The organism is Hydrogenophaga pseudoflava (assembly GCF_031020795.1).
Classification (GTDB): Bacteria; Pseudomonadota; Gammaproteobacteria; order Burkholderiales; family Burkholderiaceae_C; genus Hydrogenophaga; species Hydrogenophaga pseudoflava_A.
Genome location: NZ_JAVHJP010000004.1, coordinates 278,731 through 301,110 on the forward strand (window position 1 = coordinate 278,731; position 22,380 = coordinate 301,110).

Here is a 22,380-nt window from a genome sequence, read left to right on the forward strand (position 1 = left end):
AGGCCTCTCTCAGACCAGTTCGGGCAGGCCCGCCAGACGGTGGCCGGCCGCTTCCAGCGCCGCGCGGATCGCCCGCGCAGCGGCCACCGCCCCGGGGCCGTCGCCATGCACGCAGATGCTGTGGATGGCGGTCGGCAGGCGCTGGCCGTCGGCGGTGACGATGCCGCCTGCGTCCAGCATGCGCTGCACATGCTGCACGCAGTCGGCCGCGTCGTGCAGCACCGCGCCTGGCTGCGAGCGCGGCGTGAGCTGGCCGTCGGCCTGGTAGCTGCGGTCGGCGAACACCTCGCGCGCCACGCGCAGGCCGGCCGCCTCGCCCGCGCGCTCCAGCGCAGAGAGGGCAGGTGCGAGCAGGATCAGATCGCGGTCCAGCGCCTTCACGGCCTGCACCACCGTGGCGGCCATCGCCTCGTCGGCGCAGGCCATGTTGTTGAGCGCGCCGTGCGGCTTGACGTGGGTGACGCGGCCGCCCTCGGCGGCGGCCATGGCCTGCAGCGCGCCGACCTGGTAGAGGATGGTCGCTTCCAGCTCCTTGGCCGAGAGCTGCATCACGCGCCGCCCGAAGCCCTGCAGGTCGGGAAAGGCCGGGTGCGCACCCAGGCTCACGCCGTTGGCGACGGCCCGTCGCGCGGTCTCGCGCATCACCACCGGGTCACCCGCATGAAACCCGCAGGCGATGTTGGCGCTGTTGATGACCTGCAGCAGTTCGGCGTCGCTGCCCATGGTCCAGGCGCCGAAGCTTTCGCCGAGGTCGGCGTTGAGGTTGATGGGGCTCATGGGGTGTCCTCTCCGGGGTGGGCGGCGAGCATGCCGCTGATCAGGTTGCTGCCGTACAGCGCGGACTCGTCGATCGATCCTGGTGGCAGGAAGGCTTCGCGGCCGCTCAGCCACTGTTGCCAGCGCATGCGCTGGGCGACCAAGGCCTCGTGCGCCTGTGCCCCGGTCACCGCCGCAAAGCGCACACGGGTGCCGGGCCGCAGATGCGCCAGCCTCGGCAGGTCGGCGGTGATGACGGTGGCGATCTTGGGGTAGCCGCCCACGGTCTGTCCGTCGGCCAGCAGCACGATGGGCTGGCCGTTGGCCGGTACTTGGATCACGCCGGGCGTCACACCATCGGACACGATGTCGGCGGCTTCGGCGCTGGCGTGGACCAGCGCCTCGCCCTGCAGGCGCAGGCCCATGCGGTCCTGCGCGGGCGTGGCCTGCCAGTCCTGTGCGAAGAAGCTCACCAGTGCGTCGGCGGTGAAGTGGTCGTCCTGCGGGCCGACCATCACGCGGACCGGGCCGGTGTCGGGTTCCCAGGGCGCGCGGCAGCGCCACTCGCGCGGGTCGCATGCGCCGGCCTCGCCGCAGGGCAAATGGTCCCCCGGCTGAAATGCGCGGCCCAGCACACCGGACAGGCCGGCGCGCCAGTAGCTGGCGCGGCTGCCGAAGGCCGGGGGCAGGGCGATGCCGCCGGCCACCGCGAGGTAGGCGCAGCCGCTCTCCGCCGAGCCCAGTTGCAGCGTCTCGCCCTCGTGCAGCGTGGCGGTCTGCCAGGCGGTCAGCGGCGTACGCCCGCCGTCCTCGCGCGCGCGTTGGGCGCCGATGTCGCCGGCGAGCGCGACGCGCACCGGACCGCCGTGCACGCGCAGCACCGTGCCGACGCCGCGCAACTCCAGCACGGCGGCGTTCAAGTCGTTGCCCAGCAGCGCATTGGCGGCCTGGGCCAGCGGCGCGTCCAGCCAGCCCGACAGCGGCAGGCCGTGGTGGCGGTGGCCGGGGCGGCCGCGGTCCTGCACGGTGGTGCCGATACCCGGCTGGAGGACTTCGAGCAGGCCGCTCATGCCCGCTCCTTGATGAAGGTCTCGCGCGGCAGACCTTGTGCGATGTCACGCGCGAGCCGGTCGTGGGTGTTGCGGTCGACAGCGGTCCAGCGCACCTCGTCGCCCGCAGCCAGCATGGCGGGCTGTGCGGTCTGCGTGGGGTCGAACAGCACCACCGGTGTGCGCCCCATCAGGTTCCAGCCGCCCGGGCTCTCCCAGGGGTAGACAGAGCACATGTCCAGCGCGATGGCCACCGATTTCGCGGGCACCTTCTGTCTCGGCGAAGGCAGGCGAGGGGTGACCAGCGGAGGTGGCAGCCCGCCCATGTAGGGGAAGCCGGGCTGGAAGCCCAGCATGTAGACGCGGAAGGTGGCGCCCAGCAGCTGGTCGATGGCCTCGGTGCGGGTCAGTTGCTTGAGTTCGCACACGCGTGGCAGATCGGGTGCAAAGTCCTCGTCGAAGCACACGGGCAGCCGCCACTGGCGGCCCTGCAGCGCGGCTTCCTGGCCTTCCCGCGCCATGGACAGCAGTTGCCGGCCCAGCGCTGCGGCCTCGCCCGCCCAGGGATCGAAATGCACCGTGAGCGAGCGGAAGGTCGGCACCACGTCGGTGACCGAGGCCAGCAGCGGCTCGTGCGGTTGGACCGCTGCGACCCGATCGGCCAGGCCCACGACGCGCGCATGGGTGGCGTCGTCGATGGCGTGGCCGAACTCCACCGTCCAGGCGCTGTCGCCGACAGCCAGCAGACGAGGGGGCGTACCGCTCACAGCGATGCCGCAGACCGGGCGGCCTGGTCGTACATGCCCGAGAGCACACGCAGCAACCGCGCCAGTTCGCCGATGTCCCTGTTCAACGCGTCGTCGGCGTGCAGTGCCTGGATCAGGCACTGCTCGCGGATTTCGCGGTAGCGCTGCACGAAGGCGCCGCCGGACTCGGTGGCCGCGTAGGTCACTTCCTTGCCTGATTTGCTGGACGCCACCACGCCCAGGCTCACCAGCTTCTTGAGCGAGTAGTTCACCAGGTGCGTGTCCTCGATGTTCATGATGAAACAGATGTCGGAGAGGCGCTTGTCCCTGGCCCGGTGCGTCACGTGGTGCAGCACCAGCACGTCCAGCGGCATCAGGTCCTTCAGACCCGCGGCGGCCATGCAGTGCACCACCCAGCGGTGGAAGGCGTTGCTGGCCACGATCAGGCCAAACTCGAACTCGCTCATCTCCGCGCTCTGGGGCGAGACCAGGTGCGCGGACGACACGATGGGCGATCGTGGTGCGGTGGTGACTGGCGTGCTGCTTGCTTTGGGTGTCTTGGCCATGGGCTGGATTGGGGGGTGTGTGGGTTGTATTTGACGACAAATTGCCAACGATTTGTTGACGATGAGGGAAAACACTGGTCACAATCTGTTGCCCCGCCCCCTACAGTGCGTGCACCCGTCCGCTGCGGTCAACGCCGTGGCCCGTTCAACCAGCAACCGGAGCTTTCATGAAACGTCGCGCCTTCCAACTCTCCGTGGCGGCTGCCGCCATTGCGCTCTCCTCCCTCGCTGCGACCCCGGCGTTCGCCCAGGCCAAGTGGGATCTGGCCACCGCCTACCCCGCCGCCAACTTCCATACGGTCAACATCAGCCAGTTCGCGGCCGAAGTGGACAAGGCCAGCGGCGGCAAGCTCAAGATCACGGTGCACCCCAACGCCGCGCTGTTCAAGGCGCCTGAGATCAAGCGGGCGGTGCAGGGTGGCCAGGCGCAGGCCGGTGAGATCCTGCTGGTGAACTACCAGAACGAGTGGCAGCTGTTCGGCGCCGATGGTCTGCCCTTCGTGGCCGACAGTTACGAGGAGGCCGCCAAGCTGTGGAAGGTGCAGCGCCCGATGCTGGAGAAGAAGCTGGCCGAGCAGGGCATGATGGTGCTGTTCGCCGTGCCATGGCCGCCGCAGGGCGTCTACAGCAAGAAGCCGCTGAACAGCGCTGCGGACCTCAAGGGCATCAAGTGGCGCGCCTACAGCCCCGCCACTGCCCGCATCGCCGAGCTGGTGGGTGCGCAGCCAGTGACGGTGCAGGCCGCCGAAGTCAGCCAGGCCTTCGCCACCGGCGTGACCGAAAGCATGATGTCCAGCGGTTCCACCGGCGCCGACGCCAAGCTGTACGAGCATGTGAAGTACTGGTACGACACCCAGGCCTGGCTGCCCAAGAACGCGCTGCTGGTGAACAAAAAGGCCTTCGATGCGCTGGACAAACCCACGCAGGACGCGGTGATCAAGGCCGCGGCCGACGCCGAGGCACGTGGCTGGGAGGCCAGCAAGAAGGCCAACACCGAAAGCCTGGACAAACTCAAGGCCGGCGGCATGCAGATCCTGCCCGCGCCCGCGGCGCTCAAGGCCGACATGAAGAAGGTCGGAGACACCATGCTCAAGGAGTGGCTGGACAAGGCCGGTCCCGAGGGCCAGGCCCTGGTCGACGCGTTCCGCAAGTGAGCGACGGCAGCAGCATGCGGCGCGCGCTGAACGCCCTGTACGACGGCTGCGCCTGGCTCGCGGCGGTGTTCATGATCGGCGTGCTGGTCATGGTGCTGCTGTCGGTGCTGGGACGCCAGCTCAACTTCCATGTACCGGGCACCGACGCCTACGCGGGTTACACCATGGCGGCGGCCGGTTTCCTGGCGCTGGCGCACACGCTCAAGCGCAACGAGCACATCCGCGTCACGCTGGTGCTCGGCAAGCTCACGGGCGGCGCACGCCGGGGGTTGGAGCTGTGGTCGCTGAGCGCGGCGGTGCTGCTCTCCGGGCTGTTCGCCTGGTTCTCGCTGCGCCTGGTGCTGCAGTCGCACGAGTTCAACGACATCTCCACCGGCAACGACGCCACGCCGCTGTGGATTCCGCAACTGGCGATGGCGCTGGGCACGCTGGTGCTGTTCATTGCGTTTGTGGACGAGTGGGTGCTGGAACTGCGTGGCCAGCGCGAGCACATTGGTGGATCGGAGACGCACCATGAATGAGATGCTCGTCACCGGGCTGCTGATCGTGTCCCTGTTCCTGCTGCTCGGCAGCGGGGTCTGGATCGGGCTCACCCTGGCCGGCGTGGCCTGGATCGGCATGGAGCTGTTTTCCTCGCGCAGCGCGGGCGACGCCATGGCCGTCACTGTCTGGGGCTCGGCCAGCAGCTGGACGCTCACGGCGCTGCCGCTGTTCGTCTGGATGGGCGAGATCCTGTTCCGCACCCGGCTGTCCGAAAACATGTTCCGGGGCCTGGCGCCCTGGGTGAACGCGCTGCCGGGCCGGCTGCTGCACACCAACATCCTGGGCAGCACCATCTTCGCGGCGGTGTCCGGTTCGTCCGCCGCCACCTGCGCGACCATCGGAAAGATGACGATCCCCGAGCTGACCGAGCGCGGCTACCCGCCCGAGCGTGTGATCGGTTCGCTGGGCGGCGCCAGCACCCTGGGCCTGCTGATCCCGCCTTCGATCGTCATGATCGTGTATGGCGTCGCGGCCGAGGTGTCCATCGCCAAGCTGTTCGTCGCCGGCGTCATACCCGGGCTGATGCTGGCGGGCCTGTTCAGCGGCTACCTGATGGTCTGGGCGCTGATGAACCCCGACAAGATCCCCCAGGCCGATGCGGGCATGAGCTTCTCCGAGAAGCTGCGCGCCTCCAGCGAACTGATTCCGGTGATCCTGCTGATCGGTGGCGTGATCGGCTCGATCTATGTCGGTGTCGCCACCGCCACCGAGGCGGCGGCCATTGGCGTGGTCGGTGCCTTGCTGCTGTCGGCCTACCAGCGGTCGCTCTCGTGGCGGAGTTTCCGCGATGCGCTGCTGGGTGCCACGCGGCTGTACTGCATGATGGCCCTGATCCTCGCCGGTGCGGCCTTCCTGACGCTGTCGATGGGCTACATCGGTCTGCCGCGGCACCTGGCCGAATGGGTGGGTTCGCTGGGTCTGTCGCCGGGCCTGCTGCTGGTGGCGCTGGCACTGTTCTACATCGTGCTCGGCTGCTTCCTCGACGGTATCTCGATGATCGTGCTCACCATGGGCGTGATCATCCCGACGGTGCAGGCCGCGGGCATCGACCTGATCTGGTTCGGCATCTTCATCGTGATCGTGGTCGAGATGGCGCAGATCACGCCACCCGTGGGCTTCAACCTGTTCGTGCTGCAGGGCATGACGCGGCGCGAGATCAACTGGATCGCGCGGGTCTGCATGCCGTACTTCTTCCTCATGGTGCTGGCGGTGTGCCTGCTGTACTGGTTCCCGCAGATCGTGATGTGGTTGCCTGGGAGCATGTGAACGGGCCGATCAGGCGCGCAGGAAGCGCTGTGGCCTGAACGGGTGCGGGTCGATGGCGTGCGGCTCGCCCAGCATCTGCTGCGCCAGCAGCTCGCCGGTGCCTGGGCCGGTGGAAAAACCGATGTGCTGGTGCCCCAGCGCCAGCCACAACGCTTTCTGCGCCGGGCACTCGCCGATCATCGGCCGGCAGTCGGGCAGGGTGGGGCGGCTGCCCAGCCAGTCGGGGTCGGCTGTTCGGTCGCCCAGCGGCATCGCCTCCCGAGCCGCGCGCTCCGCGGCCTCCATCTGACCCTGGTGGGCCGGCGCGTGCTGGGCATTGAGTTCCACGCCGGTCGTGAGGCGCAGACCTTGTGCCATCGGCGCCAGCACGTAGCCGCCGGTGGTGTCGTACACCGGCCGGTTCAGCGTCGTGCCTTGCGCGGGCTGGAAATGCCTGTGCTGACCTCGCTCAAAACACATGGGCAGGCGCAGTCCGAAGTGCTCGTGCAGGAAGTCGCGCGACCAAGGGCCGAGTGCCAGCACGACGTGGTCCGCTTCGTGCGGGATGCCGCTGCCGGTGTGCACCGACCAGCCGCTGCTGTGGCGACTCAGCCCTGTGGCCCTGGCCATGACCAGGGTACCGCCGAGCGCCTGCAGCCAGGCTGCGTAGCCACGCACCACCTCGCCGGGGCTGTCGACCGAGCTGGCGTCCTGCACCCACAGCGCACGCCGGAACACCGGCTTGAGGTGCGGCTCCAGGTCGTGCAGTTCCGTGGCATCCAGAGCGCGCGTGGCCACGCCAAAGCGCGCCAGGGTCTCGCGGCCGAAGGCGCCACCCTCGAATCCAGCCTCGCTGCGGTAGAGAAAGAGCCAGCCGTCGTCCTGGCGGCGATGGGCGATGCCGGCCCCGGCCATCCAGCGCCGGTGCACCTCGCCGGAACAGCGGATCAGCGCATCGAGGGCCGTGGTGGTTTCGTGAAAAGCGGAGGCCCGCGCATGGCTGAGGAACGAGAGCCCCCAGCGCCACTGGCCCAGCAACCAGGGCAGGTGGTAACGGAAGCCCGGGTTCTTCCCGCGCAGCAATGCCGGCAGCTGGGCCCAGAGCCCAGGGTGGTTGAACGGCATGAGCGAGCTGCGCGCCAGCACGCCCGCGTTGCCGTGCGAAGTCGCGGCGCCCGGCCCCAGCGGATCGAGCACTGTGACCGCCAGTCCCCGCTGGCGCAGCGAGAGCGCGCAGGCGATGCCCACCATGCCTGCGCCCAGCACCACCACACGTTGTCCGGGTCGGGCCTGCGTCATGCTTCAATCACCTTCTCGTTGCTTCGATGTGGACCCACAGCTTATCGCCATGCATGCTTCGGACACCGGTGCCCAGGGCTTTCTGGGCGTGATCGTGCTGGACACGCACTTTCCGCGCCCGCCCGGCGACGTCGGCTCCCGCAGACGTGGGCGCGCGCCGGCATCCCGGCACGGCTGCGCGTCGTGCCAGGGGCCTCGGCACAGCGCGTGGTCCAGGAACAGGACCCGGCACTGCTCGTCCCCTTTGTGGATGCCGCCCGTACGCTGGAGGCGGAAGGGGCGCGCCTGATCACCACCAGCTGCGGCTTTCTGGCCGCATGGCAGGCCGAGCTGCAGGCGGCCGTTTCGGTGTCCTTGATCACCTCCAGCCTGCTGCAGTGTGCCGAGCTGCCTGCACCGGGCATCGTCACCTTTGATGCGGCTTCCCTGCACCCGGGGCTGCTGCGAAAAGCGGGTGTGCCCGACGGAACACCGGTGACAGGGCTCGCCCCTGGTTGCGAGCTGCAGTCGCGCATTCTGGCGGACGACACGGTGCTCGACCTGGCTCAGGCGCAGCGGGATGTGGTGGCGGCGGCCGTGCAGCTGATGTCACGGCACCCGCAGGTGCAGACCGTGGTGCTGGAGTGCACCAACATGCCGCCGTACCGCGCAGCGGTCGAAGTGGCGACTGGCCGGCCGGTTCACGACCTGGAGACCTTGCTGCTGGCTGCGTACCGTGACTTGAGGCTGTGAGACGTTCTGCCGCCGGGTCGTCCCAGGGCAGAACAGCCCACCCGGCGGACAGCGACCCGCTTCAGCGGTGGAGCGTGGGGCTCACAACTCTTCGACGCGCCGCGCCGGGTAGCTGTCCCAGCTCTGGCACCCGGGGCAATGCCAGAAGTGCTGGCGCGCTTCGAACCCGCAGGCGGCGCAGCGGTAGCGTTTGAGCGGCGCGGCCGCGTGCTCGAGCGCCGCCTGTACCCGCTTCTGCGCTGAGGGGTCCGACAGGGTTTCACCAGCCAGCCACTGCGTGGCCACCACCAGCGACGGCTCGCGCTCCAGGTGGCTCAGGTAATGGCTCCGGGCCGCAGGTGCGCTTCCGCTCAACGTGGCCAGCGCTTCGGTGATGTCCAGCGAAGGACCGTGGGCCTGCGCCTCGCTGAGCAGGGCGATGGCTTCCTGCTGGCGACCGGTGGTGATGGAAAGATCGGCGATGGGGCGCGCGGCCAGCGGGAAACCCTGCGGCGCATGGCGCACCAGCTGCAGCAGTGTGTCGAATGCGCCCCTGGCATCTCCCTGCTGGGCTTTCAGCGCCGACAGCGCCATCCAGCCGCGGACCATCTGGGGCGCGCGCTCCACCGCCTTGTTGAGCAGGCGTTGCGCCTCGGCAGCGTCGCCCTGGCGCATGGCCAGTTCGGCTTCTTCACAGAGGTAATGCGCCAGACGAGGCGTGAAGCTGCCCTGGTGGGTGTCTTCCAGGCGCTGGGCGAGGACCTGGGCCTGCGGCCAGTCTCGCGAGCGCTCGGCGATCAACAGCAGTGCCATCAGGGCTTCGCCCTCGTAGGCGGACCCTTCCAGCTTGTGCAGCGCGGATTCGGCACGGTCCAGCAGACCCGCCTTCAGAAAGTCCTGCGCCAGCGCGTGCTGGGCCCGGTCGCGGTCCTTGCGGCTGATGTCGGCACGGGCCAGCAGGTGCTCGTGCACCCTCACGGCGCGGTCGTAGTCGCCCCGGCGGCGGAACAGGTTGCCCAGCGCGAAATGCAACTCCGCGGTGTCCGGATCGCCCTGGACGGCCTCGATGAATGCGTCGATGGCCTGATCCTGCTGCTCGTTGAGCAGGTGGTTCAGGCCACGGAAATAAGCCTTGGGCGTCTGGCGGCTTTCCATCCGCCATTGGCGCAGATCCAGCCGAGAGGCCAGCCAGCCGAGTGCGAAGGCCAGGGGAAGGCCCCACAGGAGCCAGGTGAGATCAAGTTCCATTCGGGGGGCGCGACGCGGTGGACACCGCGTCGGGGACAGCCGGTGAAGGTGGTACGGGCACAGGTGCCGGCGTGACGGGCAGGCGTCGGCGGGCCCGCAACCACAGCGGCAACATCACCACCACACCCAGCATCACCCCCAGCAGCAGGGCACACAGAAGAATCAGCACCAGTGGGGCCTGCCAGCGGGCTCCGAAGAACAGGTGCATGGTGACCGTGTCCTGATTGTTCAGCGCGAAGGCGAACAGAACAAAAAAAATGGCTGCGTTGAGCAGCCACGTCAGGTATTTCAAATCATCCCCTCTGTGGTGAGGATGATTGTAGCGATCAGGCCGTATTTTTCGGCTCGCGACCCAGGATCTCCGCGGTCTTGGCATCCACCTGCTCGCGCAGGGCTTTGCCAGGCTTGAAGTGGGGCACCCGCTTCTCGGGAATCATCACGCTCTCGCCCGAGCGCGGATTGCGTCCGATGCGCGGCGAGCGGCGATTGACAGAGAAGCTGCCGAACCCCCGGATCTCGATCCGGTGGCCTTTCACCAAGGCATCACCCATGGCGTCGAGGATCGCCTTGACGGCGAACTCTGCATCGCGGTGGGTGAGCTGGCTGAAGCGGCTGGCCAGTGCTTCGACAAGGTCGCTGCGGGTCATGTCTGATCTCGGGCGTTGGGGAGTCCGGAGCAGCGCCGGGCCCTGCCGGTGCACAGGGCACCGGCAGAAGCCTCAGGCGGGATCTCAGTTGTTGCTGTCCAGCTTGGCCTTGAGCAGGGCGCCCAGGTTGGTCGTGCCGGCGTTGCCAGTGTTCTGGTTCAGGCTGGCCATGGCTTCGTTCTGGTCGGCCATGTCTTTGGCCTTGATCGACAGCTGGATGTTGCGGGTCTTGCGATCCACGTTCACCACCACGGCCGTGACTTCGTCGCCTTCCTTGAGCACGTTGCGGGCGTCTTCCACGCGGTCGCGGGAGATTTCCGAAGCGCGCAGGTAGCCGATGACGTCCTCGCCCAGGTCGATTTCAGCGCCCTTGGCGTCCACGGTCTTTACCTTGCCGGTCACCACGGAACCCTTGTCGTTGACCGACACGAAGGTGGTGAACGGGTCGCCGTCGAGCTGCTTGATGCCCAGGGAGATGCGCTCGCGCTCGACGTCGATGGCCAGCACGATGGCTTCGACTTCCTGGCCCTTCTTGAAGTTGCGCACGGCGGCTTCGCCCGGCTCGTTCCAGGACAGGTCGGACAGGTGCACCAGGCCGTCGATGCCGGCAGCGAGACCCACGAACACGCCGAAGTCGGTGATCGACTTGATCGGGCCCTTGACGCGGTCGCCGCGCTTGGTCTGCTCGGCGAACTCGTGCCAGGGGTTGGCACGGCATTGCTTCATGCCCAGGGAGATGCGACGCTTGTCTTCGTCGATGTCCAGCACCATGACTTCGACTTCGTCACCCAGCGACACCAGCTTGGACGGGGCCACGTTCTTGTTGGTCCAGTCCATTTCGGAGACGTGCACCAGGCCTTCGATGCCAGGTTCGAGTTCCACGAACGCGCCGTAGTCGGCGATGTTGGTGATCTTGCCGAACATGCGGGTGCCTTGCGGGTAGCGGCGTGCCACGCCCATCCAGGGGTCGTCGCCCATCTGCTTCAGGCCCAGCGAGACGCGGTGCTTCTCGGTGTCGAACTTCAGGATCTTGGCGGTGATTTCCTGGCCAGCCGTCACCACTTCGCTCGGGTGACGGACACGGCGCCACGCCATGTCGGTGATGTGCAGCAGGCCGTCGATGCCACCCAGGTCCACGAACGCACCGTATTCGGTGATGTTCTTGACCACGCCGTTGACGATGGCGCCTTCCTTGAGGGTGTCCATCAGCTTGGCGCGCTCTTCGCCCATGGAGGCTTCCACCACGGCGCGGCGGCTCAGCACCACGTTGTTGCGCTTGCGGTCGAGCTTGATGACCTTGAACTCCAGGGTCTTGTTCTCGTAGGGAGTCAGGTCCTTGGTCGGACGGCTGTCGACCAGCGAGCCCGGCAGGAAGGCGCTGATGCCGTTGACCATGACCTTGAGGCCGCCCTTGACCTTGCTGGAGGTCGTGCCGGTGACGAACTCGCCGGATTCCAGGGCCTTTTCCAGGGCCATCCAGGAGGCCAGGCGCTTGGCCTTGTCGCGCGAGAGCAGGGTGTCGCCGAAACCGTTTTCCACGGAGTCGATCGCCACGGACACGAAATCACCGACCTGGACTTCGAGTTCGCCCTGGTCGTTCTTGAATTCGTTCAGAGGCACGTAGGCTTCCGACTTCAGACCGGCGTTGACCACCACGTGGTTGTGCTCGATGCGCACGACCTCGGCGGTGATGACTTCGCCCGAGCGCATTTCGGCGCGCTTGAGGGACTCTTCGAAGAGGGCGGCAAAAGATTCAGACATTGAATTTCCTATGGCCACCTGGCGTCGACGGATTGCGGCATCTCATTGCATGGATGCGCGGTGTTTCGACGGTCGGGCGGCGTTGACGTGCGGTGCGTGACACCGCGGGTTGGGTGAAAGAACCATCGGGCCTGCGGGTTGTGAGCACCCGGCGGGGCCGTCTGGGCCATCGGAAAAGGCAGGTCAGCGAACCGGGCCTGCCTGTGTGCCTTGCCACCAGTCCAGAACCAGTTGCACCGAGGCTTCGATGCTCAGATCCGAGTTGTCCAGCAGCTGGGCGTCTTCGGCGGGCTTCAAAGGGGCGTGTGCCCGGGACATGTCCCGGTGATCGCGCGCCTTGAGGTCTGCCAAAAGGTCGTCGATGCTAGCAGAAATTCCCTTGGAAATCAATTGTTTATGGCGTCTTTGAGCCCGCTGTTCGGCGCTGGCGGTGAGAAACACCTTCAGGCCCGCGTCCGGGAAGATGACGGTGCCCATGTCCCGGCCGTCCGCCACCAGCCCAGGCAGGCGCCGGAAGCTCTGCTGCAGTGCGTGCAGTGCTTCCCTCACCGCAGGGTGCTGGGACACCCGCGAGGCCATGCCGCCGGTGGATTCCAGTCGCAAGGGGTCGGTGATGTCCCTGCCGGCGAGAAAGACGCGGTGGTCCCGGAAAGCCAGCGGCAGCTGGGCAGCCAGGCGGGCGAGGGCCGCCTCATCGTCAAGGTCCAGGCCTGCGTCCTGGGCGGCCAGTGCCGTGGCGCGGTAGAGCGCGCCGGAGTCCAGCAGCTGGAAGCCCAGTCGTCGCGCGACTTCCGAGGCCAGCGTGCCCTTGCCCGAGGCGGTGGGGCCATCGATGCAGATCACCGGGATGCGAGCTGCCGGTGTGGCACACAGCTCGAACAGGGTTTCGAAGTAGTCCGGAAAGGTCTTGGCGACGCATTTCGGATCCTCGATGCGGACGGTGACACCGTCCGGATTGAAGGCTGCGAGAGAGAAGCACATCGCGACCCGGTGGTCGTCGTAGGTGTGGATGCTCGCACCCGTCCAGCGGGACGGCGGCGTGATGCGGATGAAGTCGGCACCTTCCTCGACCGTTGCGCCGAGCTTGCGGCACTCGGTCGCCATCGCCGCGATCCGGTCGGTTTCCTTGACGCGCCAACTCGCGATGTTGCGCAACGTGGTCGTGCCGTCGGCGTAGAGCGCCATCACCGCGAGCGTCATGGCGGCGTCGGGAATGTGGTTGCAGTCAAGGTCGATGGCCTTGAGGGGCCACAGGCCGCGCCGGATGTGCAGGCGGTTGGCCTCCCCCGTCACTTCGGCGCCCATCATCCGGGCCGCCTCGACGAACCGGATGTCACCCTGTATCGACGACAGGCCGACGCCCTCGATGGTCACGCCCGAGCAGCCGTCCCGGGCAGGCGCCAGCGCACCCAGGGCAATGAAATAGCTCGCAGACGAGGCGTCTCCCTCCACATGCACCAACCCGGGCGACACATAGCGGCTGCCCGCGGGGATGGTGAAGCGGGACCAGTCGTCGCGCTTCACGCTCACGCCGAACCGCTCCAGGAGGTTGAGCGTGATCTCGATGTAGGGCTTGGAAATCAGTTCGCCGACCACGTCGATCACCACCGGACGCTCCCGCGCCACCAGCGGCAGGGCCAGCAGCAGGGCCGTGAGGAACTGGCTGGAGACATCGCCCCGCACCCGAATGGGCTGGTCCAGCCGGAGCTCGGACGGTGTGCCATTGCCCAGACGCAGGGGCGGGTAACCCTCCTGACCCAGGCAATCGACCGGGCAGCCGAGCTGGCGCAGCGCATCGACGAGGTCGCCGATCGGCCGTTCGTGCATGCGGGGAATACCGCTCAGCTCAAAGCGCCCGCCCTGTTCGGCGGCCAGCAGTGCGAGCGCCGCAGTGAGCGGACGCATGGCGGTGCCGGCATTGCCCAGGAACAGCGCGGCCTCACGCATCGGCAACTGCCCACCCAGGCCATGCACGCGGAGCACCTGGTCGGGGCGTTGTTCGATGCGGCAACCCAAGTGGCCGAGCGCGGCCAGCATGACCCGGGTGTCGTCCGAATCCAGCAGGTCGGCAATGTCGGTGTGCCCGGCGCTCAGCGCCGAAAGCAGCAGCACACGGTTGGAGATGCTCTTGGACCCAGGCAGGCGGACCGTTCCGCCCGCACCGGTCAATGGCGGGATGTCGAGATGGGCAATGGCGTACATGCGCGGAGAAGGGTCAGCTCTGGGGCTTGTGGGCGCTCATGCGCCACCGCGAGCGGGTGTGGCTGGCTTTTTCGATCAGGGCTTCAAGCGCGTCCGGATTGCCCGCAGCAATGGCGGACTCAAAGGCATGCAAGGCGCGCTGGAACTGGCGGGACTGGGCGATCAACTCCTCGCGGTTGGACAAAAGGATGTCGCGCCAGACGCTGGGGTCGCTGGCGGCGATCCGCGTGAAATCGCGGAAGCCGGGACCGGCCAGGGACAGGAACTGCTTGCCATGTTCATGGCCGGCGATGGCGTTCATGAGTGCGAAGGCAATCATGTGAGGCAGGTGACTGACCGCGGCATAGGCGGCGTCGTGTGCCTCGGGCGACATGCGCTGCACATGGCATCCCATGGCGGCCCACAGCTGCGCCGCCTTCTCCAGCTGGGCCGTCTGGGTGCGTTCGATGGGGGTGAGGATGACCTGGCGGCCCTGGTACAGCTCGGGGTCGGCGTTCTCGACCCCTGCCAGTTCCTTGCCTGCGATGGGGTGTGCAGGGACAAACACGCCCACCTGGTCCTTGAGTACGCGCCGCGCTGCGTCGATGACCTCCCGCTTGGTCGAGCCGACGTCCATCACCAGCGTGTCTTTGGTCAGCAGATGGCGTATGGCCTTGAAGGTGGCTTCGGTGGCCGACACCGGCACGGCGAGCAGCACCAGGTCGGCACCCGACACGGCCAGCAGCGCCGACGGCGCCTCGATGTCGATGACCCCCATCTGGCGGGCCCGCTCGGTGGTCGACGGCGACTTGCTGTACCCGACCACGCGCTTGACCAGCCCGGCCTTCTTCATGGCCAGCGCAAACGATCCGCCCATCAGGCCGCAGCCGATCAGACCCAGTTGTTCAAATTTGAGGGGAGCTGCGTTCATGTCATTCGCTGACTGGATAGGCACCCAGCACCTTGTAGAACGCGCACAGGCCCTGCAGTTCCTTCAGGGCGGCCGCCACGTTGGGCTGCGAGGGGTGACCTGCGAGGTCGATGTAGAAGTAGTACTCCCACTGGCCGGACTTGGCCGGCCGGGACTCGAACCGCGTCATCGAGACGCCGTTGTTCTTCAGCGGCACAAGCAGGTCGTGCACCGCACCCGGGCGGTTGGGCACCGACACCACGAGGCTGGTGCAGTCGCGTCCGGACGCTGGAGGCGTGGCCAGGGTCTGCGGCAGGCAGATCACCAGGAAACGTGTGCGGTTGTAGGCCTCGTCCTGGATGGCATGCGAGACGATGTGCAGGCCGAACTGGGCGGCGGCGCGTTCGCTCGCGATGGCCGCCCAGGCCGGGTTGGTGGCAGCAAGTCGCGCGCCTTCGGCGTTGCTGGACACGGCGCGGCGTTCGGCCCGCGGCAGGTGCTGGGTAAGCCAGCCCTGGCACTGGGCCAGCGCCTGTGGATGGGCCAGCACCACCTCGACCGCATCCAGGCTGTTCACCTGGCGCAGCAGGTTGTGACGCACCAGCAGGCTGACCTCGCCCACCACGTGCACGGGCGAGCGCAGGAACAGGTCCAGCGAGCGAGCCACCACACCTTCCGTGGAGTTCTCGACACCGACCACACCGAACTGGGCCGTGCCCGCGGCGGTCGCGTGGAACACCTCGTCGAAGCTGGCGCAATAGATCAGGTTGGCGGCGCTGCCGAAAAACTCGATGGCAGCCTGTTCGGTGAAGGTGCCTTCGGGGCCGAGGACGGCCACGCGCTGCGGGGCTTCCAGTGCCAGACAAGCCGACATGATTTCCCGCCAGATGGACGCCACGTGCTGGTTCAGCAGCGGGCCCTGATTGGCGTTCTGGATCTTGTCGATCACCTGGGCCACGCGGTCGGGGCGAAAGAAGGGCGAGCCTTCGGCCCGTTTGATCTCGCCCACCTGTTCTGCGACACGAGCGCGCTGGTTCAGCAGTGACAGCAGTTGCTGGTCGATGCTGTCGATCTGCACGCGCAGGCCGGCGAGCGCTTCGGACTGGACGGGTTGCTGGCTCATGCGCTGGTCTTCTCAAAATCTCGCATGTAGTCCACCAGGGCCTGCACGCCTGCCAGCGGCATGGCGTTGTAGAGGCTGGCGCGCATGCCGCCGACCGACTTGTGTCCCTTGAGCTGCAGCAGACCGCGCTCTTTGGCGCCCGCGAGGAAGGCCTCATTGCGCGATTCGTCGCGCAGGAAGAAGGGCACGTTCATGCGCGAGCGGCAGTCCTTGGCGACCTTGTTCACGTAGAACTCGGAGCGGTCGATGAAGTTGTAAAGCAGCGTGGCCTTGGCGATGTTGCGCTCTTCCATGGCGGCGATACCGGTGAAACCCCCTTCGGTCTGGCGCTTGAGCCACTGGAACACCAATCCGGCCATGTAGATGCTGTACGTGGGCGGGGTGTTGTACATGGAGGCGTTGTCGGCCACGGTCTTGTAGTCGAATGCGCTGGGGCAGATCGACAGGGCTCGGCCAAGCAGATCCTCCCGCACCACCACCAGCGTCACGCCGGCCGGGCCGAGGTTCTTCTGCGCGCCACCGAAGGCGAGACCGACGCGGCCCCAGTCGACCGGGCGGGACGCGACGTGCGAGGAAAAGTCGATCACCAGCGGAGCCTGGCTGCCCAGCGCTTTCAGATCAGGCAGCTCGTGGAATTCAACGCCGTGGATGGTCTCGTTGCTGCAGACATGCACATACTGTGCGTCCTTGCTGAGCCGCCAGGTGGCAGGCGCAGGCAGGGTGGTGTGACCATCGGCCTCGTTGCTGGCCACCACCGCCGGCGCCGCGTACTTGCGCGCTTCCTTGGCCGACTTCTGGCTCCAGCCACCGGTGACCACGAAGTCCACCGCGCCGCCGCGGGAGAGGTTCAGCGGCACGATGGCGTTCTCTGCCAGACCGCCGCCCTGCATGAAGAGAATGCGGAAGTGCGTCGGCACCGCCAGCAGCTCGCGCAGGTCGGCCTCCGCCTGCGCGGCGATGGCCATGAACTCCTTGCCACGGTGGCTCATCTCCATCACGCCCATGCCGCAGCCGTGCCAGTCCAGCATCTCGGCGGCCGCCTGCTGCAGCACCTCTTCGGGCATCGCGGCCGGACCGGCCGAGAAGTTGTACGGGCGCTGTGTCATTGGGTGTCACCCGACGAATCGTCGCTGCCTTCGACCGCTTCGGGCGCATTCGCATCGTTCTCGACGATGCGCTGCAGACCCGACAGCTCGGCCCCTTCGTCCAGCGCAATGAGGGTCACACCCTGCGTGGCGCGGCCCATCTCGCGTATCTCGCTCACCCGGGTGCGCACGAGCACACCCTTGTCGGTGATCAGCATGATCTCGTCGTCGCTGTGCACCAGCGTGGCCGCCACCACCTTGCCGTTGCGCTCGCTCTGCTGGATCGCGATCATGCCCTTGGTGCCGCGGCCGTGGCGGGTGTATTCACCGATCGGCGTGCGCTTGCCGTAGCCATTGACCGTGGCGGTGAGCACGCTCTGCTGCTCGTCCTCGGCCACCAGCATGGCGATCACGCTCTGGCCGTCTTCGATCATCATGCCGCGGACGCCGCGAGCATTTCGGCCCATCGGGCGCACATCGTTCTCGTCGAAGCGCACGGCCTTGCCGCCATCGCTGAACAGCATGACATCGTGCTGGCCATCGGTCAGTGCGGCACCGATCAGGAAGTCCCCTTCGTCCAGGTCCACGGCAATGATGCCGGCCTTGCGCGGGTTGCTGAACTCGTCCAGCGCCGTCTTCTTCACCGTGCCCATGCTGGTCGCCATGAACACGTAGTGGTCGGCAGGGAAGCTGCGGAACTCGCCGGTCAGCGGCAGAACCACGTTGATCTTCTCGCCTTCCTGCAGCGGGAACATGTTCACGATGGGGCGGCCGCGCGAACCGCGGGAGCCGGCAGGCACTTCCCACACCTTGAGCCAGTACAGGCGGCCGCGGTTGGAGAAGCACAGGATGTAGTCGTGCGTGTTGGCGATGAAGAGCTGGTCGATCCAGTCGTCTTCCTTGGTGGCCGTGGCCTGCTTGCCGCGGCCGCCGCGCTTCTGGGCGCGGTATTCGGACAGCGGCTGGCTCTTGATGTAACCACTGTGGGACAGTGTCACCACCATGTCGGTCGGCGTGATCAGGTCTTCGGTCGACAGGTCCTGGGCGCTGTGTTCGATCTCGCTGCGGCGGGCTCCCAGCTTGGTCTGCCCGAACTCGGTCTTCACCGCCACCAGTTCCTCGCTGATGATGGTGGACACGCGCTCGGGCTTGGCCAGGATGTCCAGCAGATCGTCGATCTCGGCCATCACGTCCTTGTATTCCGCGACGATCTTGTCCTGCTCCAGGCCGGTCAGGCGCTGCAGGCGCATCTGCAGGATTTCCTGGGCCTGGGTTTCGCTCAGGCGGTAAAGGCCATCACCCTGCATGCCGAACTCGCGTTCCAGACCTTCGGGGCGGTAGTCGTCGGCGTTGACGGTTCCGCCGTCGACTTTTGCGCGGGTGAGCATCTCGCGCACCAGCTGACTGTCCCAACTGCGCGTCATCAGCTCGGCCTTGGCCACCGGGGGGGTGGGACTCTCGCGGATGATCTTGATGAACTCGTCGATGTTGGCCAGTGCGACGGCCAGGCCTTCGAGCACATGGCCGCGGTCGCGCGCCTTGCGCAGGTTGAACACCGTGCGGCGGGTGACGACCTCGCGGCGGTGCTCCAGGAAGACGGTGATCAGGTCCTTGAGGTTGCACAGCTTGGGCTGACCGTCGATCAGCGCCACCATGTTGATGCCGAAGGTGTCCTGCAGCTGCGTCTGCTTGTACAGGTTGTTGAGCACCACCTCGGGCACTTCACCGCGCTTGAGCTCGATCACCAGGCGCATGCCGGATTTGTCCGACTCGTCCTGGATGTGGCTGATGCCTTCCAGCTTCTTTTCATGCACCAGCTCGGCGATGCGTTCCTGCAGCGTCTTCTTGTTGACCTGGTAGGGGATCTCGTCAACGATGATCGCCTGGCGCTGGCCCTTGTCGATGTCCTCGAAGTGCACCTTGGCGCGCATCACCACGCGGCCGCGGCCGGTGCGGTAGCCGTCCTTGACGCCGTTGATGCCGTAGATGATGCCTCCGGTGGGGAAGTCCGGCGCGGGAATGATCTCCATCAGCTCGTCGATCGAACAGTCAGGGTTCTTCAGCGAATGCAGGCAGGCGTCCACCACCTCGTTGAGGTTGTGCGGCGGGATGTTGGTGGCCATGCCCACGGCGATGCCGCCCGAGCCGTTGACCAGCAGGTTGGGCAGGCGGGTCGGCAGCACCAGCGGCTCTTTCTCCGAGCCGTCGTAGTTGGGACCGAAGTCCACCGTTTCCTTGTCGATGTCCGCGAGCATCTCGTGCGCAATCTTGGACATGCGGATTTCGGTGTAGCGCATGGCGGCGGCGTTGTCGCCGTCGACCGAGCCGAAGTTGCCCTGGCCGTCCACCAGCATGTGGCGCAGAGAGAAATCCTGCGCCATACGCACGATGGTGTCGTACACCGCACTGTCGCCGTGCGGGTGGTATTTACCGATCACGTCGCCGACGATGCGGGCCGACTTCTTGTACGGCCGGTTCCAGTCGTTGTTCAGCTCGTGCATCGCGTACAGCACACGGCGGTGCACCGGCTTGAGGCCGTCCCGCGCATCCGGCAGGGCGCGCCCCACGATCACGCTCATCGCGTAGTCGAGATAGCTGCGGCGCATTTCCTCTTCAAGGCTGATCGGCAGGGTTTCTTTGGCGAACTGGGTCATGAGCGTTGAAGGGGTCCGTGACGGAGAGGGAAATCGGACAATTTTAGTGGACGGGTCGGTCGCCGCTCCCGGCGCTGCCATGTTGTGCGTGGGCAACGTGCAGGCGGCCCTGGCGGGCGGGCTTGTCCCCGCGCCGACCTTGGTATTCCAGAGGCTTGTGGCACAATGATTTGAGCATTGCGGATGGTGGTCATTCGCAACGCGCTCAATCAAAAATCGGCCGTCTGCGGCTTACTCCAAGAGGAAAACCATGAAAAAACTGAACTCAGTGGCAATGCTGTTCGCAACCGCCGCCATGGCATCGGCTGCTTTCGCTGCTCCCTCGAGCGGGACTGCGACGAACGACAACTGGCGCAGCGGCCATGGCAACCTCCAGTGGAAGAACGGCGATGGCACCCTGTGCTGGCGCGATGCCAACTGGACGCCTGCCACTGCAGCCAAGGGGTGCGATGGCGCCATCGTCCCGGCTCCTGCACCGGCTCCTGCCCCGGCTCCCGCACCGGCCGCAGCACCTGCTCCGGCTCCCGCACCGGCCCCCGCTCCTGCCCCGGCTGCTCCTGCCGCCACCAAGGTGACCTACGCCGCCGATGCCTTCTTCGATTTCGACAAGGCTGTGCTCAAGCCCGAAGGCAAGGCCAAGCTGGATGATCTGGCCGACAAGGTCAAGGGCATCAACCTGGAAGTGGTGATCGCCGTTGGTCACACCGACGCCACCGGTTCTGACGGCTACAACCAGAAGCTGTCTGTCCGTCGCGCCGAAGCCGTCAAGGCCTACCTGGTGAGCAAAGGCATCGAAAGCAACCGCGTTTACACCGAAGGCAAGGGCGAAGGCCAGCCTGTGGCCGACAACGGCACCAAGGAAGGCCGCGCCAAGAACCGTCGCGTTGAAGTGGAAGTGGTGGGCACCCGCGCCAACAAGTAAGACTTGCCCGCCTCGTCTGTTCTCCAAAGCCCCAGGCATGCAAATGCCTGGGGCTTTTTGCTGGGCGGCGTTCGCTCCGCCCTCCTGGTCTTCGCCTGGCTCCCGGCAGCTCCGTTGCAGGCGGGGGGCGCTGACGCTCTGCCACAGGCGTGCCTTGAGGCGGTGCAGATGCCCGGGGGCAGTCGACCGACGGTGGTGGTGGTGTTGTCTCCCCACATGGTGTACAGCGTGACCGAGTGGCCACGGATGAAGTCGGCCGCGGAGGCAGACGGTTTCGAGGTCGTCGCCTGGTGGTTGCCGGACCTCACCGACGACGAGCGCACAGGGGCTGCAGAAAGGGCCGGTTGGCCGGTCGCAGAAAGAAGCCGAGTCCATCGGGTGCCCCCCGAGTGCGCCGCGTGGGTGGGGCGTCCCAACCACTATCCCTACACCCGGGTGCTGGACCAGGGCCGGCTGCATGGCTGGCCGATCTGGGGGGTGATGTCGAACCAGGCTTGGCTGGACTCCTTGCGCTCGCGCTTGCATGCGCTGCGGCAGCCCACAGAGCGACGTTCGCCATGACCAAGATCGCGAGGGAGCCTCTGGCCGCATGGGCATTGGTCTGGTTCACGGGCCTGGCGTGGTCCGCGGACGCCTCGGAGACCTCCTGCATTCCTGCGGTCAGCTACCTGCCATTGGATGCAGCGGTCGTGGGCACTGACTCTAACGGCCTGGCCGCCCTGGGAGCCTATGAGCGCATCAGCCCGGACGGGCGGTTTGTGCTGCGCTCGTTTTCAGGTCGGCGCCTGGGTGAGGTGTCGCTGATGGAGCTGCCGTCCGGGCCGGGCGGCCGGATTCGCGCCTACCGGACACCCCTGCGCAACGAAGCCTTTCCTGTGCAGGGGAGCTGGCGGTATCTGGTGGATGTGGACGGACGCCACTTCCGGTTGCGCGACGTGCTGGCGTCCGAGGCGGGGGCCCAACCGCTGTTCCAGGGCGGGATGCGTGGTTTCTATGCGGCGGCGTCCGAACTGGATGCTGATGGAGCGCCGGATCCGTCCCTGGTCTGGATCCGGTCCATGAGCTGGCCGCAAGGGGACCGTTCCGGCCAGGGCACGGGGCCGTTGCAGGTCCGGACCATCGCGGTCCGTGATGATGGTCGAAACGCAGACCTCGTGTCCGACACCGGTCCCCAGTTCATCTGTGGCTCGCGACGGGCTGTCGACGGTGGCGTGTACACGCTGCCCATGATTTCGGTGGACGGGCGGGAGTTTTCGGCCATCCCCATCAATCCGAAGGTCGGCCAGCCCTCCATGCGCGTGTATGGGTTGTCAAGCGGGACGCCCGGGGCGGATCATGGATGCAGTCTGAGCATGGACCTCAGGGCATCCCCGGGCAAGGCGGTGTTCGCGTTCCCGGGCCGTGCTTCCGGCATGCTCGCCTACACCGACAACGCCAGTGTGTTCTTCGTTGACCGACGCTCCCTGCTGCAGGACCAGGTGTTCCGCATCGACGATGAACGTTCGCAGGTGTTGGCCAGCGCGTTCCCTGGATTCACGCGCGACGGGCGCATCGTGTTTGCCGCCAGCTGGCGTGACTGCTCGGTCGAGGGTGTGTGTCAAAGCCAGGCCGGCTATGTGGTGGCCGATCCCTACCAGAACGCCGACTATCGGCAGCAGGTCCAGCGTCTCGGTCTGCCGCAGGAAAAAGTCTGCATCACGCACGCCGATGTACTGAGGGAGCGCCGGATCTTCGCGTCCGAGCGCGGGCTCGCGCCCTGAGCGCGTGGGACAATCAAAAG

The 22,380-nt window shown here is 66.8% G+C and carries 21 protein-coding genes; 7 read left to right on the forward strand and 14 right to left on the reverse strand.

The window, feature by feature from the left end; genetic code table 11:
- Nucleotides 1–9 precede the first annotated feature (9 nt).
- From RCO38_RS14855 to RCO38_RS14870, 4 genes are read right to left on the reverse strand one after another with little or no spacing between them, the layout of a single operon-like run.
- Nucleotides 10–777, reverse strand: a complete 768-nt coding sequence (locus RCO38_RS14855) for a LamB/YcsF family protein (RefSeq protein WP_308329119.1) — start codon at nt 775–777, stop codon at nt 10–12.
- Nucleotides 774–1,826 carry a 5-oxoprolinase subunit C family protein gene (locus RCO38_RS14860; protein ID WP_308329120.1) on the reverse strand — a complete coding sequence of 351 codons (1,053 nt, stop codon included), beginning with the start codon at nt 1,824–1,826 and terminating at the stop codon, nt 774–776. Before RCO38_RS14860 ends, RCO38_RS14855 begins: the two co-directional genes overlap by 4 nt.
- Nucleotides 1,823–2,572 (reverse strand): 5-oxoprolinase subunit PxpB, encoded by a 750-nt coding sequence (pxpB, locus tag RCO38_RS14865; protein WP_308329121.1) that lies wholly within the window; start codon nt 2,570–2,572, stop codon nt 1,823–1,825. The genes RCO38_RS14860 and pxpB overlap by 4 nt, the downstream gene beginning before the upstream one ends.
- Nucleotides 2,569–3,117 (reverse strand): winged helix DNA-binding protein, encoded by a 549-nt coding sequence (locus tag RCO38_RS14870; RefSeq protein ID WP_308329122.1) that lies wholly within the window; start codon nt 3,115–3,117, stop codon nt 2,569–2,571. The genes pxpB and RCO38_RS14870 overlap by 4 nt, the downstream gene beginning before the upstream one ends.
- 167 nt (nt 3,118–3,284) lie before the next feature.
- Here RCO38_RS14870 and RCO38_RS14875 point away from each other — a divergent pair, with 167 nt between their 5' ends.
- Genes RCO38_RS14875 through RCO38_RS14885 form a run of 3 tightly spaced genes read left to right on the forward strand, consistent with a single transcriptional unit; the run spans nt 3,285 to nt 6,080 of the window.
- Nucleotides 3,285–4,271: a TRAP transporter substrate-binding protein gene (locus tag RCO38_RS14875; RefSeq protein ID WP_308329123.1), complete on the forward strand. Its 987-nt coding sequence runs from the start codon at nt 3,285–3,287 to the stop codon at nt 4,269–4,271.
- Between the two features lie 14 nt (nt 4,272–4,285).
- Entirely contained in the window at nt 4,286–4,792 is a 507-nt protein-coding gene (locus RCO38_RS14880; protein WP_308329387.1) for a TRAP transporter small permease, read from the forward strand.
- Nucleotides 4,785–6,080 (forward strand): TRAP transporter large permease, encoded by a 1,296-nt coding sequence (locus RCO38_RS14885; RefSeq protein WP_308329124.1) that lies wholly within the window; start codon nt 4,785–4,787, stop codon nt 6,078–6,080. The genes RCO38_RS14880 and RCO38_RS14885 overlap by 8 nt, the downstream gene beginning before the upstream one ends.
- A 9-nt stretch (nt 6,081–6,089) precedes the next feature.
- Here RCO38_RS14885 and RCO38_RS14890 read toward each other — a convergent pair whose 3' ends face one another.
- Entirely contained in the window at nt 6,090–7,358 is a 1,269-nt protein-coding gene (locus RCO38_RS14890; protein WP_308329125.1) for an NAD(P)/FAD-dependent oxidoreductase, read from the reverse strand.
- Between the two features lie 207 nt (nt 7,359–7,565).
- Here RCO38_RS14890 and RCO38_RS14895 point away from each other — a divergent pair, with 207 nt between their 5' ends.
- A complete protein-coding gene (locus RCO38_RS14895) occupies nt 7,566–8,090 on the forward strand; it encodes an aspartate/glutamate racemase family protein (RefSeq protein ID WP_308329126.1) in 525 nt (174 codons plus the stop codon).
- Nucleotides 8,091–8,171: 81 nt separating this feature from the next.
- On the opposite strand, the gene lapB is transcribed toward RCO38_RS14895, so the two are convergent.
- From lapB to gyrA, 9 genes are all read right to left on the reverse strand, one after another.
- Complete coding sequence (gene lapB / locus RCO38_RS14900) at nt 8,172–9,317, reverse strand: lipopolysaccharide assembly protein LapB (protein ID WP_308329127.1); 1,146 nt, start codon at nt 9,315–9,317, stop codon at nt 8,172–8,174.
- On the reverse strand, nt 9,307–9,609 hold the full coding sequence (locus RCO38_RS14905; RefSeq protein WP_308329128.1) for a LapA family protein: 303 nt from the start codon (nt 9,607–9,609) through the stop codon (nt 9,307–9,309). Before RCO38_RS14905 ends, lapB begins: the two co-directional genes overlap by 11 nt.
- A 34-nt stretch (nt 9,610–9,643) precedes the next feature.
- Complete coding sequence (locus tag RCO38_RS14910) at nt 9,644–9,964, reverse strand: integration host factor subunit beta (RefSeq protein ID WP_066254364.1); 321 nt, start codon at nt 9,962–9,964, stop codon at nt 9,644–9,646.
- A gap of 84 nt (nt 9,965–10,048) precedes the next feature.
- Nucleotides 10,049–11,725 carry a 30S ribosomal protein S1 gene (rpsA, locus tag RCO38_RS14915; protein ID WP_308329129.1) on the reverse strand — a complete coding sequence of 559 codons (1,677 nt, stop codon included), beginning with the start codon at nt 11,723–11,725 and terminating at the stop codon, nt 10,049–10,051.
- Nucleotides 11,726–11,908: 183 nt separating this feature from the next.
- Complete coding sequence (locus RCO38_RS14920) at nt 11,909–13,927, reverse strand: bifunctional 3-phosphoshikimate 1-carboxyvinyltransferase/cytidylate kinase (protein ID WP_308329130.1); 2,019 nt, start codon at nt 13,925–13,927, stop codon at nt 11,909–11,911.
- Nucleotides 13,928–13,940: 13 nt separating this feature from the next.
- Entirely contained in the window at nt 13,941–14,837 is an 897-nt protein-coding gene (locus RCO38_RS14925) for a prephenate dehydrogenase (protein WP_308329131.1), read from the reverse strand.
- 1 nt (nt 14,838) lies between these two features.
- Entirely contained in the window at nt 14,839–15,939 is a 1,101-nt protein-coding gene (gene pheA, locus RCO38_RS14930) for a prephenate dehydratase (RefSeq protein ID WP_308329132.1), read from the reverse strand.
- Entirely contained in the window at nt 15,936–17,045 is a 1,110-nt protein-coding gene (gene serC, locus RCO38_RS14935; RefSeq protein WP_308329133.1) for a 3-phosphoserine/phosphohydroxythreonine transaminase, read from the reverse strand. The genes pheA and serC overlap by 4 nt, the downstream gene beginning before the upstream one ends.
- Nucleotides 17,042–19,678 (reverse strand): DNA gyrase subunit A, encoded by a 2,637-nt coding sequence (gene gyrA / locus RCO38_RS14940; RefSeq protein ID WP_308329134.1) that lies wholly within the window; start codon nt 19,676–19,678, stop codon nt 17,042–17,044. Before gyrA ends, serC begins: the two co-directional genes overlap by 4 nt.
- A 250-nt stretch (nt 19,679–19,928) precedes the next feature.
- Between gyrA and ompA the strand changes: the two genes are divergently transcribed.
- The 3 genes from ompA (at nt 19,929) to RCO38_RS14955 (ending at nt 22,360) form a co-directional block, all read left to right on the forward strand.
- A complete protein-coding gene (gene ompA / locus RCO38_RS14945) occupies nt 19,929–20,600 on the forward strand; it encodes an outer membrane protein OmpA (protein ID WP_308329135.1) in 672 nt (223 codons plus the stop codon).
- 168 nt (nt 20,601–20,768) lie between these two features.
- On the forward strand, nt 20,769–21,161 hold the full coding sequence (locus RCO38_RS14950; RefSeq protein WP_308329136.1) for a hypothetical protein: 393 nt from the start codon (nt 20,769–20,771) through the stop codon (nt 21,159–21,161).
- On the forward strand, nt 21,158–22,360 hold the full coding sequence (locus RCO38_RS14955) for a hypothetical protein (protein WP_308329137.1): 1,203 nt from the start codon (nt 21,158–21,160) through the stop codon (nt 22,358–22,360). Before RCO38_RS14950 ends, RCO38_RS14955 begins: the two co-directional genes overlap by 4 nt.
- The last annotated feature ends 20 nt before the right edge of the window (nt 22,361–22,380 follow it).

What these genes read in the sequence shown, in the direction of transcription:
- RCO38_RS14950 (WP_308329136.1), top strand. Translation starts at nt 20,769, where the DNA reads ATGCCCGGGGGCAGTCGACCGACGGTGGTGGTGGTGTTGTCTCCCCAC.
- lapB (WP_308329127.1), bottom strand. Translation starts at nt 9,317, where the DNA reads ATGGAACTTGATCTCACCTGGCTCCTGTGGGGCCTTCCCCTGGCCTTC.
- RCO38_RS14910 (WP_066254364.1), bottom strand. Translation starts at nt 9,964, where the DNA reads ATGACCCGCAGCGACCTTGTCGAAGCACTGGCCAGCCGCTTCAGCCAG.
- RCO38_RS14880 (WP_308329387.1), top strand. Translation starts at nt 4,286, where the DNA reads ATGCGGCGCGCGCTGAACGCCCTGTACGACGGCTGCGCCTGGCTCGCG.
- RCO38_RS14855 (WP_308329119.1), bottom strand. Translation starts at nt 777, where the DNA reads ATGAGCCCCATCAACCTCAACGCCGACCTCGGCGAAAGCTTCGGCGCC.
- RCO38_RS14860 (WP_308329120.1), bottom strand. Translation starts at nt 1,826, where the DNA reads ATGAGCGGCCTGCTCGAAGTCCTCCAGCCGGGTATCGGCACCACCGTG.
- pheA (WP_308329132.1), bottom strand. Translation starts at nt 15,939, where the DNA reads ATGAGCCAGCAACCCGTCCAGTCCGAAGCGCTCGCCGGCCTGCGCGTG.
- RCO38_RS14875 (WP_308329123.1), top strand. Translation starts at nt 3,285, where the DNA reads ATGAAACGTCGCGCCTTCCAACTCTCCGTGGCGGCTGCCGCCATTGCG.
- RCO38_RS14955 (WP_308329137.1), top strand. Translation starts at nt 21,158, where the DNA reads ATGACCAAGATCGCGAGGGAGCCTCTGGCCGCATGGGCATTGGTCTGG.
- rpsA (WP_308329129.1), bottom strand. Translation starts at nt 11,725, where the DNA reads ATGTCTGAATCTTTTGCCGCCCTCTTCGAAGAGTCCCTCAAGCGCGCC.
- RCO38_RS14885 (WP_308329124.1), top strand. Translation starts at nt 4,785, where the DNA reads ATGAATGAGATGCTCGTCACCGGGCTGCTGATCGTGTCCCTGTTCCTG.
- RCO38_RS14920 (WP_308329130.1), bottom strand. Translation starts at nt 13,927, where the DNA reads ATGTACGCCATTGCCCATCTCGACATCCCGCCATTGACCGGTGCGGGC.
- RCO38_RS14870 (WP_308329122.1), bottom strand. Translation starts at nt 3,117, where the DNA reads ATGGCCAAGACACCCAAAGCAAGCAGCACGCCAGTCACCACCGCACCA.
- RCO38_RS14925 (WP_308329131.1), bottom strand. Translation starts at nt 14,837, where the DNA reads ATGAACGCAGCTCCCCTCAAATTTGAACAACTGGGTCTGATCGGCTGC.
- gyrA (WP_308329134.1), bottom strand. Translation starts at nt 19,678, where the DNA reads ATGACCCAGTTCGCCAAAGAAACCCTGCCGATCAGCCTTGAAGAGGAA.
- ompA (WP_308329135.1), top strand. Translation starts at nt 19,929, where the DNA reads ATGAAAAAACTGAACTCAGTGGCAATGCTGTTCGCAACCGCCGCCATG.
- serC (WP_308329133.1), bottom strand. Translation starts at nt 17,045, where the DNA reads ATGACACAGCGCCCGTACAACTTCTCGGCCGGTCCGGCCGCGATGCCC.
- RCO38_RS14890 (WP_308329125.1), bottom strand. Translation starts at nt 7,358, where the DNA reads ATGACGCAGGCCCGACCCGGACAACGTGTGGTGGTGCTGGGCGCAGGC.